The following is a 13338-nucleotide window of genomic DNA, read 5'->3' as shown; positions in this document are numbered from 1 at the left end:
GTCACGACGTGGCCCGAGGCCGGCGCCTGGCCTGGGCTCACGATGCCTGCCTGCCGCCGTCGACGGCGAGTTGGGTAACGGGGTCGGTGATATAGGGCGGCTGGATGCCCTGTGCACGCCTGACATGGTGAACCACGCTCCGGCCCCGGCCGATGAGGGAACGTGTGTTCGATACGATGGAACCTGGGTGTTACGTCGGCCGCTCTGCAACGCCTTTAGGGTGGTGGTTGTGGCGCAGTGGTTCGAGTCGTTTCACAGTCCGGCGGCCGTAGAGGCCGGCGGTCGCGGCGGTGTGCCCGCGCGAGGCGTGGGTGCGCCGTCCCTGTTGGGTGCGCTGCGGTCGGCTGCTGGCCGGATCGGTACGACGCTGGACGAGGACACCACCTGTGCGGAGCTGACCCGAGAGGTCGCCGGCCAGGTGGGAGCCGCGGCGGCGATCCTGCGGGTGCGGAGCGGGGGCGGCTCGGAGTACGAGGCCGTGTGCGGGAACCCGGAGGTGCTGCCCGGTGTCGAGTGGGCGGCAGCTGTCGCGGGGGAGTCGGCGGCGTTGGGGGAGGGCGGGGTCGTGCATGCGGCTTCCGGCGGCTCCCGGCCCGCGCTGTGCGTGCCACTCACCGCCGGCGGGCACCACTACGGCCTGCTGGTGTGCGCCCGTGAGGGTGCGCCGTTCACGCGAGCCGAGGGAGAGCTGGTGGAGTTCCTCGCGGAACAGGCCTCCTCGAACATCCGGCATGCCCGGGAGCACGACGCGGTGAGCGGCATCGTCGGCAAGCTGCAGCGTGCGCTGCTCGCCGAACCCGGTCGGCCGCACCCCAACCTGGACGTCGCCATCCGCTATCTGCCCGTGGGGCAGCGGGCCCTGGTCGGCGGCGACTGGTGCGAGACCGTCCGGCTGCACTTCGGACGTACGCTCCTGGTCGTCGGTGACGTCATGGGGCACGGCCTGGAGGCCGCCGTGGACATGGCGGCCTACCGCTCGGCCCTGCGATACATAGCCTCCGCCGACCTGCCACCGCATCGCGTGCTGCGCCAGCTCGACGACATCGCCGCCAAGGAGGCGGACCGCCGCCCGGCCACCTGCCTCATCGCGCGCGTGGACCCCGTCCGCGGGCTGGTGACCCTGGCCAGTGCCGGGCACCTGCCGCCGGCCGTGATCGACGGCGAGGGCCGGGTCGCACTCCTTCCCGTGCCGGTCGGCCCGCCCCTGGGAACCGGCCTCGGCGGCTACCAGCCGGCGACGTACCGGCTGGAGCCCTCCGAGACACTCATGCTGTTCACCGACGGCCTCGTCGAGCGCCGCGGTGAGGGCATCGACCAGTCCCTGCACCGGCTGGCCGGTCTCAGCTTCTCGGCCGCCGCCGGGATCGAGGACGTCCTCGACACGGCGCTCGCCCGCCTCGACGCCCGCAACGCCGAGGACGACGTCGCGGCACTGGCCGCCCGGCTCCAGCACCGCTCCGCGCACGCACACGACTTGCAGCGCTCCAGCTCCTGAACGGGAGCGGCTGCCTCAGTAGTTGACGTCCACAGCCGGGACTTGATGTTCACGCCCGACGTCTGCCAATGACTGTCGGGCGGGTCACGGCCCCCGCCAGATGTTGTCGAACGCCGCGTCTTCGATGCTTCGCCGCTGCCGTTCGGCTGCCAGCTCGGTCACGGCGTCGCTCACGGCTGCCAATACGGTGATGACCGCGTCGTCGGTGAGGTCCGCGAGGTCTTCGGACGGCTCGTCGCGGATCCCGACGGCGGCCGCGAGACCGGCGAGGACGGGCTCGCCCGATGCCCAGCGTTCGGCCGCGTGGCTCCGGGCCGCTGAGTCGGGCACCGCCGTTCGGTCGCTGCGGAGGGGGCTCCAGCGACGGCGTGGCCGGGTGACGTCTCCCTCCGTCTCCAGGGCGGCGAGATACGCCGCGTGCAGGCCGCGGCCCCGGCGCCACAGCCACTCCTCGACGGACTCGTACGGCGCCTGCCGGACGAGGGCCGACACCGCCTCGTTCAACAGACGGTCACCCAGGTCGGGTTGCGGGCCGGGGACGATGTGGTCGCCGTCCAGGGTGACGGCCTGGGCGTCGGTGAGGTCGAGCAGTTCGGCTCCGGCGAGCGCCAGCGCGACGTCGCCCTGCTCGGAGGGGCGGTCGGCGGCGGAGTCCAGGGTGACGATGAGCAGATCCCGTGCTGTGGTCATGGTGTCGGACTCCCTGTCAGTGGCGTCGGTGATCCGCGGCTGCGGCGTCGTCCGCCGGGCGGGTGATCGTACCGGGGCGGTTTGCCGTACCACCACAGTGTGGTGCGTGGAGCCGACGCGCAGCACGGCGGCGGCTGCGGCAGCAGCGAGTACGGCGGCGGCCCCTCGCCCCGAACAGGACCGCGGAGACCAGCGCCGCCGCCACCCCGGAGGCCGGCGCCGGTAGTGCGATGCCGACTGGGCGGGACCAGCGGCGCCCCAGCCGGCCCCACAGCGCCGATGCGGCGGCCGGACCGACTGCTCGTACTCAGCTGGTGAAGAAGTCGACGAGGCTGTGGGGTGCGTTGGCGCCGTAGCAGAGCTCGTGGATGCGGGTGGCTTCGGCGGCGGCCGTGGCGCTACGGGGGAACAGGGCCTGCTCGTATGCGGTGAGCGCGGCCTCGACATCATCGGGTTGCGCGGCGATGGCCCGGCCGAGTTCGGCGCCGTCGTACATGGCCAGGTTGGCGCCCTCGCCGGACGGGGGCATGAGATGGGCGGCGTCGCCGAGCAGGGTCGCTCCCGGCACCCGATCCCACCGGTGCCCGATCGGCAGGGCGCTGAGGGTGCGCAGGACCGGCGCGGTCTCACCGTCGGTGATCAGCGCGGTGAGCTCGGGTGCCCAGTCGGCGAACTCCCGCGCTATCCGCGCGGTGGCCGCGGCTGAATCGGTGAAATCGATGCCGGCGAACCAGTCCCGAGACTTGGACAGCGCCACGTAGGTGTGGAGGGTCCCGCCGCTCTCCCGGTGAGCCTGGATCCCCTTGCCCGGCGCGAGCGCGAACAGCGAGCCGCCGCCGACCGCCTTCGCGCCGGCCGGGTGCCGGGTGTCGCCGTCGAACAGGTACGTCTCGATGAGGGAGATGCCGACGTACTCGGGTTGCGCGTCGGACAGCAGCGGACGGATCCGCGACCACGCCCCGTCCGCGCCCACCAGGAGACCGGTTTCTACGATCGTCCCGTCCGCGAACGTCACTTCGTGCCGGCCGTTGCCGCGCGGGCGGACCGCGGTGGCTTTGCGCCCCCACTTGATCGTGTCGGCCGGCAGCGAGTCGAGCAGAAGGCGCCGCAGGTCGCCGCGGAGGACCTCCGGGCGCCCGCCCGTACCGTCGTCCGGCTCGTCGAGGAGCACGTTTCCGTCCTTGTCGAGCACGCGCGACGCCTCACCGCCTTGGTGGACGAGGCCGAGGAACTCCTCGAACAGGCCCGCGGCCTTGAGGGCGAGCTGCCCGTTGTGGTCGTGGATGTCGAGCTGGCCGCCCTGTGTGCGGGCGGTCGGTGAGGTCTCCGCCTCGTAGATCGTCGCCGGAATGCCGTGGACGTGGAGAACGCGGGCGAGGGTCAGTCCTCCGAGCCCCGCGCCGATGATCGTGACGTCAGTGGTCATGGTGGTTCCTTGCGTGTCGCTGCCTGCCCGGGTGGGCACCCGGAGGTCGTCTCTGGAACAGCGTTCCAGCCCGTCCTCAAGCGTGGAACGGCGTTCCAGAGATGTCAAGCTGGAACGGTGTTCCAGACGTGTGCCAGGATGTCTCCATGGCAACCAGGACGCGTGGTCCGGAGCGACGAGGGGAACCGCTCTCCCGTGAGCGCATCGTCGAGGCTGCGATCGAGCTTCTCGACACGGCGGGCGAGGGCGGACTCACGTTCCGCGCGCTGGCCCAGCGCCTCGCCACCGGGCCCGGTGCGATCTACTGGCATGTCGCGGGCAAGGATGAACTCCTCAGTGCCGCGACCGACGCCGTCGTCGACGGCGCCATGACCACCGGCACCGCCGACACAACGCCTCCGGAGGCGATCCGCGCCCTCGCGCTCGGCGTGTTCGACGCGATCGACGACCACCCGTGGATCGGCACTCAACTCGCCCGCGCCCCTGGGCAGTCGCCGATGCTACGGATCTTCGAGCGCCTTGGGCGTCAGGTCCAAGCACTCGGAGTACCCGACGACGCCCAGTTCACCGCCGCTTCCGCGCTACTGCACTACATCCTCGGAGTGGGCGAACAGAACGCGACCAACGCCCGCGCAGTGCCGGACACGAACCGGGCCGACTTCCTCAACGCCGCCGCGGCCACATGGGCGAACCTCGATCCCGACGAGTACGCGTTCACCCGAAACGTCGCAGACCGACTACGCGACCACGACGACCGAACAGAGTTCGTCGCCGGCATCGACCTCATCCTCAGCGGAATCGCTGCTCTTCAGTAGCCGTGGGCCGAGTCGGCTCGCCTGCCCACAGAGGCCAGCAGCATGCGCAGCGAGATCGTCTCCGCCTCGGCCCGATGCCCGGCGATGTTGACGTGTACGCCGTCACCCACGTCGTACTTCGCGCTGATGCTGTTCGGCGCGACCGGGTCCTTGATGACCTGATCGAAGTCGATGACGCCGTCGCAGGCGCCACCGCAGTCGCCCTGATGGCCCGCCCATGTGCCGATGTCCCACCGGTACCGGTTCATCTGGTCCGTGTATCCAGGGCGCGGGGTGCTGGGTACGACGTACACCTGCACGCCCGCCGCGCGCAGTCGGCTGAAGACCTTGCGGTAGCTGTCGAGGATCTGCTCGGAAGTGCAGCGGTTCTGCAGGTCGTTGGTGCCATAGAAGAAGATCACGCCGGTGACACCGTGGAGGGCGAGCACATCGCGGTCGAGGCGGGCCGACGCGTCCAGGCCGTCGTAGACGTCGGAAGTGCCGGGGCAGTCCGGCGCGCTGGGCGTTCCGTTGATGCCGGCGTTGGCGATGGCGAGCTGACGGTCGGCGGGAAGCTCGCGGACGATCCGGCGGGCCAGGACATCCGTCCAGCGTTGGTCGGTCCCGTCCGGCGTGCAACCCGGACCGCAGTCGGTGCTGCCCGCTCCGTCGACGACCGAACTGCCGTACGCCACGATGGTGCCGCGTATCCGTGCGCTGCGGACGTCGAAAGCGCTGACCAGGTAGGTGGACGAGGTGGTGACGGTGAAGGCGGCCCCGTCGGCATCGGTCGTGTGGTCGCCGGAGTCCGCCGGCGTCAGGTAGTTGTTGCGCCATGCCGCCCCGTGCACACCGGGGCGGATCGTGCCGGGCACATGCAGGCTCACGGCAATATCGGTCTGTGCCTCGGTCGGCAGCCGTACAGGATCACTCCACACCTCGCCGCCCACAGGCACGCCGACCCGCTTGCTCCCTGAGAAGGTCAGCTCGCGGGTGGTGCCCGTCCGCACGGCTGGCCCGCCGTCCCGGGAAACGGCGACGGACGCGTGCTCGATGTCGAGGCGCTCTTGCCCGAACTGGTTCTGCACGCGGATCCGCACCGCTGTCCCGCCCTGACTGAGCCGGGCGATGGTGCGCACGGTCTGATTCCTGAGGGGTTCCTCCGCCAGGCCTTGCTGGGACTGCGCCCATGAGGTGTGCCAGGCGGACCGTCCGGCCGCCGGAGTGTCGGTGGCCGGGCGCGGGGCATCGTAGGGCTGTGCCGCGGGTGACGTGTCGCCGAGCAGCGTGAAGAGCACCGAAGCGGCGGCCAACGCGGTGTGCCAGGCTCTGATCTTCATCGACCTCATCCTTCGCAACAGGCGCAAGTGCGGGCGGGTGCACCGGAGTTCAGCCGGACCCTTCTCACGCTCGACGTCGCGGCGCACGTTCGGACCGGCAATCTTCCAGACATCGCAGCCCCACCTGTCAACCGCATGCGTCGATTCCGGCCGAGCAGGCAGTGCGGGCCGTGCAATTCCTTGAGTGAGTTGCGTTCACCCGACCACTACTCATGCCAAAGCCGCTGACCAGCGGAAAGGTGAGAGGTCCCGCCGGGAGCGGCGGCGACCAATCCAGCCACCCCATGAGGCGCTAGGAGAGCGCCGTTTCGATGGCGGTCTGGATGTCGTCGCTCTGGGCGTCCGAGCTGCCCGGGCCGAGGTTCACCATGACCGTGGCCCGCCTGCCGTCGAGGGTGGCGCCGGCGGCTGTCTCGTAGCCGAGGAAGTCGCCGGTGTGTCCCCAGTAGAGGCCGCCGCCGGGCAGCGGCTTGCTCTCCAGGCCGAGGCCGTACGCGCGACCGTCGGAGCTGCCGGTCGGGCGGGTCGTCATCATCTCCTTGAGCCGGGCCGGGGGCAGCAGCTTGCCGCCCAGCAGCGCGCCCATGAACCGGTTGACGTCGGTGCCGCTGGAGATGATCCCGCCGGCCGTGCCGCCGACCGTGGGGTTGATCGCGGTGATGTCCAGGAGCGGTGCGTCCGGGGCCGGCTGCGCGTATCCGCGCGCGTGCGGTCCGGGGATCGCCGGGTCGTCGCCCGGGAAGGACGTCCCCCGCAGCTGCAACGGCTCGACGATGCGCCGCTGCAGCTCCTCGCCGTACGAGCAGCCGGTCACCTTCTCGATGATCATTCCGGCCAGCAGGTAGCCGGTGTTGGAGTACTTCCAGCCGGTGCCCGGCTTGAACGTCGGCGGGTGGGCGAGCGCCAGCTTCACCAGGTCACGGGGGTCGTGGTGGGCCATCGGGTCCTGGACGACATCCTGCGGTTTGAGGTAGGCGAGGAAGTCGGGCAGTCCGCTGGTGTGCTGGAGCATCTGCCGGACGGTGATCTTGCGCCCGTCGTTGCCGTGGCCGTGCACGACGCCGGGCAGGTAGCGCTCCACTGGTGCGTCCAGATCGACGCGCCGCTCTCCCACCAGCTGCAGCATCATCGTCGCGGTGAACGTCTTGGTCATGCTGCCGATCCGGAACCTGCTGTCGCGGTGCACCGGCGCGCGGCTCTCGACGTCCGCGACACCACTGGTCAGCACGCTGCGGTGCCGGTCCCACACCTCGGCCAGCGCTCCGGGCACGCCATCGACCGTGGTCAGCCGGTGCAGCACGGCGCGCAGCCGCGCGTCGTCGGCGTGGCGCGCGGACTCCCCGACGGTGGATTCCGCGGCGGTGGCCGGCAGCACGCCCCCCACGACCCCCATCGCCACGGCCAGTGTGAGTGCGCCACCCAGCGCGCTTGTGCTTGCGCATGCGGTTTTCCTTGATCGTCCAGGCTTACGGTGTCATTCCACGATGCCCGCACCGGGTGCACCGGAGCGATGGGGCGATCAACCGGATCGGTGGTGGGGTTAACCCTCTGTCACGAGGAGAACGCCGAGTGGCGCCACTGCTTCGGCTCGTGCCGAGGGATTCCATGCCGCCGACGTTCACCTGCACGAAACCGTGGGCGGCGAATTCCTCACGGTTCTGACCAGGCTCCGGCTCGAAGTGAAGGGGGCCACCCGCGTCGCGGAGCCGATGACGGCTCCCTCCGCCCCGACGACGAACCGGAGGACGTCACCGTCATGCTGCTGGGGATCTTCCTCGCCGGCACCACCAGCAGCAGGTTGTACGAGGGATCGGGCAGTTGGCTTGATCGTTGACCAGGGGTCGGCGGCCGTACGCGTGCGGAAGTCATGGCCGCTGCGCCGCTTGACCCTGACGCAGGGGCAACCTCAGAGCATGGCGGCATGACCACGAGATCCAGTCCGATCGGGGTCGCAGGACTGCGGCAGTCGTACGGCGTACCCGAAGCGGTCGGCGGAATTGATCACAGGCCTCGGCAACGGACGATCACTGACACAACGACCGGCACGACGCGGAGCGGATCGAGAGAGGCGACGGGACGATGCGGCACTACACGGTCCACCATGACGGCGTCAGGATCCCGATATCCCGCGGCGGCCGGGGGCGTCCGCTGGTCCTGTGTCCCGGACTGAACTCGACACAGGCCGACCTGCGCGAGCTGACCGAACTCCTTCGACGCGACCACGACGTGACGACCTTCGACCTGAGGGGCCACGGCCTCGCCTCTGCTGCCGACCGGTACACCTTCGACGCGTTTCTCAGCGACCTTGTCGCCGTGCTGGCGGAGCTGGGACGCAGTGCCCTGCCCTCGCCGCCCGTGCTCGTGGGTTACTCGCTGGGCGCGGACCTGGCGGTGCACTATGCCGCCGAGTGCCATGACGCCGTCGCCGGGCTCGTCCTCATCGACGGGGCGAATCCGTTGCCCGAACCGTTCATCACCGACGTGGACCTGGCGGATTTCCGTGCGATGGCGGAGGACCAGGCGCAACGGTCCGAGCGGGCCAAGGGCACTGCACATCAGGTCTCGCTCACAGCAAAGGACATCCTCGACCTCAACCTCGAGATCGACGAGGTGCGGTCCGGAATCCTCGACCGGTACCGGCAAATCGACCACTCCATCACCATGATCATGTCGACCGCGATAGCCGGCGACAGCACCGAAGGGCGTGCGCCGCGGCACAACCGGCTCTGGCGTGCCGGCGTCGAGCGGCTCGTTCACGAGCGGCCGCACGTCTCCGCGTCCTGGCTCGACACCGGCCACGGGCTGGTCTTCACCCACGCTCCGGACATCGCGGACATCATCCGGAGAACACACCGACCGGCCCGCAGGGCGACGTCCTGAACGGCTCTGAGGAGACTGGTCCCATGCTGACCATCGGCGAGCTGGCGTCGTACGCCGGAGTGACGGTGCGCGCGGTGCGGCACTATCACGCCAAGGGCCTGCTGCCCGAGCCGGAGCGGGACCACTCCGGCTATCGGAGGTACGACGCCGGCGCCCTGGTCGAGCTGATCAAGATCCGGACGCTCGCCGAGGCCGGGGTTCCACTGGCGCGCGTGCGGGAGTTGCTCCAGGCCGACGCGGGGGAGTTGGCCGCCGCCGTCGCGGAGATCGACGAACGACTGCAAGCGGAGATCCGCGAGCGGCAGCGGCACCGCGAGCGGCTCGCCCGCCTCACCGCCGGCGACAACCTCGTACTGCCCCCGGAGGTGGTCGAGTTCCTCGACCGACTGCGAGCGCTCGGCGTCGACGAGCGGATCGTCCAGGTCGAACGCGACGGCTGGATTCCGCTGGCCGCGCACTCACCGGAGCGAGTCCCGGAGTGGACGGCACGCAAGCGGAAGCAGATCGCCGACCCCCACCTGATCGACTTCTATCTCACCCTGGGCCAGGCCCTCGACTGGACGGACGACGACCCACGACTGGTCGAACTCGCCGACCAACTGGCGTCCCACCTCACGCACATGGCCGACGAGCACGGCGAGGACTACGTCGACGACACCGACATCGAGCCGCCCTTCGCGAGGCTGATGGACACACTGGCCTTCACCACCGCACCACCGGCCCGTCGACTGATCGAGCTGCTGCAGAAACGCGGCTGGACCGGCTGGACGAAGCTTGAGCGCGTGGACAGGACGCGGGGTCCGACGGGAACGCAGCAGTAGGAACGACGCCGATTCGTCACCTTCAAGGGACCGTCTCGGGACAGGTTCAGGCGTGTCGGCCCCAGTGACCGCGGTGGATGACCTCACCGGAGCCACGTCGGCGTTCTTCGACACGAGGACTCTGCGTGGGTAGGTCGTCGGCGCGGTAGCCGACCGTGATCGCGCCGATGGGGTCGTACTCATCGGGAGTCCCGAACTCGGCCCGGAAGTCGTTGAGTTGCTCCGGCATGATGCCGAAGAAGCAGGCGCCGAGGCCCTCGTCAACAGCGGTCAGCAGCATGAGCAGGGAGGCCATCGCGGTGTCGATGTACCAGTACGGCGCGGGCCAGCGAGCTTCTGCGCGGTCTTCCCACGCCCTTGTCCGGCTCGGCGTAGCGTTCGAGGTAGGCCGCCTTGTGGGCCAGCGGTACGACGACCAGCGGAGCATGCTGCATGGGTGGCGTCTTTTCGACACGGGTCGGTACGAATGGCCAGAAGCGAGCGCGGTCAGTGAGGGCGGTCAGGGCCAAGAACGCCCAGCCTGGGAGAAGCCGGCCGAAGGGGCTCGGAGCTCGATGCTCGGCATCGAGAGCTACATCAGCGCCCTGCGTCGGCCGAAACGCTTCGGAAGGAACTCCACGTCGGCGTGGCTCGGTCGAGGCAGTTGACTGCTCTCGTCAGGAGTAGTCGGGCCAACGGTCAGCGCAGTTACGGGCTGCGTGATGAGGGCGAAAAGACGGAGCAGCGGCGTCCCGTGTAAGGGCCGAGTAGGTGCCAGCGAGACTCTTCGTCTGCTGGTGGTACAGGAATCGGGTATAGCTTGACCAGCGGACATGGCCTGGGTCGAGAAACGCGGCGGGAGGTTGGTCCGGCCATGGTCCGGATCTTGAGGCCGTGCTGGTCCGGGGCGGTGGAGCCAGGGGCATTCTGGACTTGACTGGGGGTCAAGGGGTCGCAGGTTCAAATCCTGTCGTCCCGACGGTGTGAGATGACTGCGGGGCTGTCGACGACCTGGTCGGGGTTCCTGCGGGACTGGGACCGCTCGCTGCAGTCGGGCAACTATCCGGAGACCACCCGGTACAACTATCTGCTGGCGGCGGCGCAGTTGGGCCGCTACCTGGGGGAGTATTCGCCGGATCCGGACGCCGATGACGCGGCTGAGGATCCGGTCGACGTCACGCGAGCGCACGTCGAGGCGTTCCAGGCGTGGATGATCGAGACGCGGTCGGCGGCGACCGCGCTGAACAAGCACAAGGCGCTGCAGCAGTTCTTCAAGTGGCTGATGCTGGATGAGGGCGAGATCGACCGGTCGCCGATGGAACGGGGTCCGGCAGCCGAAGATGCCGCAGAAGCTGGTCCCGGTCATTCGTGACGAGGAGACCACGAAGGTCCTGGGCACCTGCAAGGGCAGGGATTTCGTGCAGTTGCGGGACGAGGCGATCATCCGGCTGTACTGCAATACAGGGCGCGGCTCTCCGAGGTTGGCAGTCTGGCACTCGATGACATCGACCTGACCACCGAATCCGTGCACTACCACGGCAAGGGCAGCAAGGATCGGCGTGTGCGGTTCGGGCCGAAGACCACGCGAGCCGTCAGCCGCTACCTGCTGGCCCGCGCCAAGCACAAGGCGGCCGCCCTGCCGGAGCTGTGGCTGGTCGAGCGGGGGATGCGGCCGCTGGCCCCCAACGTCATCAAGATCATGCTCAAGCGGCGGGGCCTTGCCGCCGGACTGGCCAAGTTGCACGCGCACCGGTGGCGACACACCTTCGCCCACGAGTGGAAGCGCGCCGGCGCCGACACCGGCGACCTGATGCTGCTGCTCGGCTGGACCTCGCAGGAGATGCCCCGCCGCTACGGAGCCAGCGCCGCCGCCGAACGCGCCCAGGAAACCCACCAGCGGATCGGAGTCGGCGATCATGTCTGAGCCCGGTGCGATGACGGTCCGGCGGGCCGCCCTGCGTGAGCAGCAGTTGGCCTTCCGCGCCGTCACCGCGATCACGGGGACGGTAGTGGGCCTGGCCTTCCTCTTCGGCTTCGGCAACGTATGGACGCTGGCCCTGCGGCAGGGCGTATCCGCCTGGGTGGCGCTGCTCGTCGCGCCGGCCGTGGACCTGTCCGTCCTGGCACTGCTGCTGGCGATCCGCTATCTCGCCCTCTACGGCGCCCCCGCCACGGCATTGCGCCCGGCCCGCAGGCTGCTGCTCCTGTCCTGCTGACGCTCGCCCTGAACGTCACCGAACCGCTGCTCGTCGGCGCGTACGGGCGGGCGGCCTTCGACGCGGTCGGCCCGCTCCTGCTGATCGGCTGGGCCGGGGTCGGCCCCGGCCTGCTGCAGGCCATTAGCGGTGTCCGCGCTGTCGCCACCGATGCGCCGAGAGGACCATCGGGTGGGCATGGCCCGGCAGGCGGGCGGCTGCGCAGTGTGCAGGCGGACGAGCCTGCCGTCCGGGTCGGCGAGGGCCAGGATCTTCTCGAGCGTGCCCGGGCGGAAGATGCCCGGCACTGGCAGACCCACCGGCGGCCGATCTCCGCCGAGACGCTCCGCAAGCGCCTGCATATCGGCGCCGCACGATCCCGCTCACTGGTCGCCGTCCTGCGCGCAGGAAGCGTGCCGGAGGTCGAGAGCGGGGTCCGGGCTGTACCCGCTAGGAGCACCGAAACATCGGGCGGAGATTGGGGCGGCGAAAGACGCCACTGGAGGTTGGTTCGTCCCGGCTAATCCGCGTTCCCGAAGCAATGCGAAGGCGCGAGGTCAGCCGGGCGCCGGATGGTTGCTACGAGGATTTTAGTAGCGACTTAGTAACCTCTTAGTAGCTGTTGACCTGCATATTTAAGGATGATCTAGCGTCTGTCGACAACGCGGGACTGGTGTAGGGGCTGCACTGCCAGCAGGTTCTTGGTCTGCTGGCAGTGCAGGCCGTGTAAGCCGTTGACCAGCACGAATGGCGGCTGCGTAGAAGGTTGGACGGAGGCTGGCTCGCATATGGTCCGGATCTTGGTTGCCGGTGTCATCACGAGGGCCCATCTCTGCTGGGACCTGGACCGGACGTCGGTGGCAGATGTGCTTTTCAGGGGAGCGGCGGTGGTGGGGACGATGGGAAAGCGAAGCTCTGATGCTCCGAGAGCTGGTGGCGTGCCAGGTCGGGGAAGGTGCCCGCGAAGACGTTCCCTCGTCCGTATCCACGCATCGATCGCAGGGAGGCCCCCATGCTGCCGGTCGTTGAGGGCCGTGATCGTGATGTGGGCGCACCACCGGAAAATCATCACGACACAGTTCACGAGCGCCACTTATGGATGCCGGTCCGCGAGTCGCGCTTCGTGTAGCCGCGAGTTGGGTGCCCGGACGGTCGCATCCTGGCGATCTCCGTCGGCGTGCACTTGTCGATGACGTGGTCGGTTGCTGCCGTGTTGGTGATCGTTTCGACCCCGGTTTTCTGGCTGCTCGACGGGACGGATACCGGGACGAGCGCGCATGCTGCACCGGCACGCGGAGAGCGACCAGGCGCCTGGCCTGCCGGTGAAGCTGTCCGGGATGGGATCCACAACTTCAGGACCGACGGATCGACTCGCTCTGCACCAGGGACGAGAACGAGTGGTCGAAGGCCTGCGCTTGATGCCGGTGGGTCCCGAACCACAGATCCATCTGGCCGCGACGGTAGTTCGCGAGGGCACCTCTGCATGCAGCAAAGGCGTCCAGCTGCTCCTGACGCAGCTTCTCTGCACGTGCGTACTGCTGCTGCCAACTCGTGTTGCGCTGTTGAAAGACGTAGTGTCGGCGGCGGCCGGTGTCGGCAACGGCTCAATCTGAGACCACTTCCACCGGATGAATTGTGGCCCTCCTGGGCGGCCTGACTCGTTGAGTCAGGCCGGGAGGATGGGTGATCAGCGTGGAGGACTGGGCGGAGATCCGCCG

Annotated in this window: 14 protein-coding genes, 1 tRNA gene and 1 pseudogene; 9 read left to right on the top strand and 7 right to left on the bottom strand. The window is 69.2% G+C overall.

Annotated features, from left to right (window positions below; genetic code table 11):
* Window positions 1-229: 229 nt before the first annotated feature.
* A complete protein-coding gene (locus ACTWQO_RS18110) occupies window positions 230-1495 on the top strand; it encodes a SpoIIE family protein phosphatase (RefSeq protein WP_443238365.1) in 1266 nt (421 codons plus the stop codon).
* Window positions 1496-1579: 84 nt separating this feature from the next.
* On the opposite strand, the gene ACTWQO_RS18105 is transcribed toward ACTWQO_RS18110, so the two are convergent.
* From ACTWQO_RS18105 to ACTWQO_RS18095, 3 genes and pseudogenes are all read right to left on the bottom strand, one after another.
* Window positions 1580-2185 carry a GPP34 family phosphoprotein gene (locus ACTWQO_RS18105; RefSeq protein WP_443238364.1) on the bottom strand — a complete coding sequence of 202 codons (606 nt, stop codon included), beginning with the start codon at window positions 2183-2185 and terminating at the stop codon, window positions 1580-1582.
* A gap of 166 nt (window positions 2186-2351) precedes the next feature.
* Window positions 2352-2483 (bottom strand): annotated as a pseudogene (locus ACTWQO_RS18100) (MFS transporter); the annotation flags it as partial.
* A gap of 9 nt (window positions 2484-2492) precedes the next feature.
* Window positions 2493-3611, bottom strand: coding sequence for an FAD-dependent oxidoreductase (locus ACTWQO_RS18095; RefSeq protein WP_443238363.1), 1119 nt, complete (start codon window positions 3609-3611; stop codon window positions 2493-2495).
* Window positions 3612-3757: 146 nt separating this feature from the next.
* Between ACTWQO_RS18095 and ACTWQO_RS18090 the strand changes: the two genes are divergently transcribed.
* Window positions 3758-4426, top strand: coding sequence for a TetR/AcrR family transcriptional regulator (locus ACTWQO_RS18090; RefSeq protein ID WP_443238362.1), 669 nt, complete (start codon window positions 3758-3760; stop codon window positions 4424-4426).
* On the opposite strand, the gene ACTWQO_RS18085 is transcribed toward ACTWQO_RS18090, so the two are convergent.
* Window positions 4420-5745: a GDSL-type esterase/lipase family protein gene (locus ACTWQO_RS18085; protein WP_443238361.1), complete on the bottom strand. Its 1326-nt coding sequence runs from the start codon at window positions 5743-5745 to the stop codon at window positions 4420-4422. The two genes, ACTWQO_RS18090 and ACTWQO_RS18085, sit on opposite strands and share 7 nt — an antisense overlap.
* Window positions 5746-6037: 292 nt before the next feature.
* Window positions 6038-7138: a serine hydrolase domain-containing protein gene (locus ACTWQO_RS18080; RefSeq protein WP_443238360.1), complete on the bottom strand. Its 1101-nt coding sequence runs from the start codon at window positions 7136-7138 to the stop codon at window positions 6038-6040.
* Window positions 7139-7824: 686 nt separating this feature from the next.
* Between ACTWQO_RS18080 and ACTWQO_RS18075 the strand changes: the two genes are divergently transcribed.
* Both ACTWQO_RS18075 and ACTWQO_RS18070 read left to right on the top strand, forming a co-directional pair.
* Window positions 7825-8625: an alpha/beta fold hydrolase gene (locus ACTWQO_RS18075; RefSeq protein WP_443238359.1), complete on the top strand. Its 801-nt coding sequence runs from the start codon at window positions 7825-7827 to the stop codon at window positions 8623-8625.
* 23 nt (window positions 8626-8648) lie between these two features.
* Entirely contained in the window at window positions 8649-9446 is a 798-nt protein-coding gene (locus ACTWQO_RS18070) for a MerR family transcriptional regulator (protein WP_443238358.1), read from the top strand.
* Between the two features lie 46 nt (window positions 9447-9492).
* Here ACTWQO_RS18070 and ACTWQO_RS18065 read toward each other — a convergent pair whose 3' ends face one another.
* Window positions 9493-9873 (bottom strand): nitroreductase family protein, encoded by a 381-nt coding sequence (locus tag ACTWQO_RS18065; RefSeq protein ID WP_443238357.1) that lies wholly within the window; start codon window positions 9871-9873, stop codon window positions 9493-9495.
* 455 nt (window positions 9874-10328) lie between these two features.
* Between ACTWQO_RS18065 and ACTWQO_RS18060 the strand changes: the two genes are divergently transcribed.
* The 4 genes from ACTWQO_RS18060 (at window position 10329) to ACTWQO_RS18045 (ending at window position 11641) form a co-directional block, all read left to right on the top strand.
* Window positions 10329-10404, top strand: a tRNA-OTHER gene (locus ACTWQO_RS18060).
* Between the two features lie 9 nt (window positions 10405-10413).
* Window positions 10414-10797 (top strand): phage integrase N-terminal SAM-like domain-containing protein, encoded by a 384-nt coding sequence (locus tag ACTWQO_RS18055; RefSeq protein ID WP_443238356.1) that lies wholly within the window; start codon window positions 10414-10416, stop codon window positions 10795-10797.
* A gap of 27 nt (window positions 10798-10824) precedes the next feature.
* Entirely contained in the window at window positions 10825-11349 is a 525-nt protein-coding gene (locus ACTWQO_RS18050) for a tyrosine-type recombinase/integrase (protein WP_443238513.1), read from the top strand.
* Complete coding sequence (locus ACTWQO_RS18045) at window positions 11342-11641, top strand: hypothetical protein (protein WP_443238355.1); 300 nt, start codon at window positions 11342-11344, stop codon at window positions 11639-11641. The genes ACTWQO_RS18050 and ACTWQO_RS18045 overlap by 8 nt, the downstream gene beginning before the upstream one ends.
* Here ACTWQO_RS18045 and ACTWQO_RS18040 read toward each other — a convergent pair.
* Window positions 11581-11940, bottom strand: coding sequence for a hypothetical protein (locus tag ACTWQO_RS18040; protein ID WP_443238354.1), 360 nt, complete (start codon window positions 11938-11940; stop codon window positions 11581-11583). The genes ACTWQO_RS18045 and ACTWQO_RS18040 overlap by 61 nt on opposite strands.
* A 957-nt stretch (window positions 11941-12897) precedes the next feature.
* Here ACTWQO_RS18040 and ACTWQO_RS18035 point away from each other — a divergent pair.
* Window positions 12898-13233, top strand: a complete 336-nt coding sequence (locus ACTWQO_RS18035) for a hypothetical protein (protein WP_443238353.1) — start codon at window positions 12898-12900, stop codon at window positions 13231-13233.
* Window positions 13234-13338 lie beyond the last annotated feature (105 nt).

This window comes from Streptomyces sp. 4N124, from assembly GCF_052245395.1.
Classification (GTDB): Bacteria; Actinomycetota; Actinomycetes; order Streptomycetales; family Streptomycetaceae; genus Streptomyces.
The sequence above is the reverse complement of the archived record's forward strand: the minus strand, read 5'-3'. Positions and strand labels throughout refer to the sequence as shown.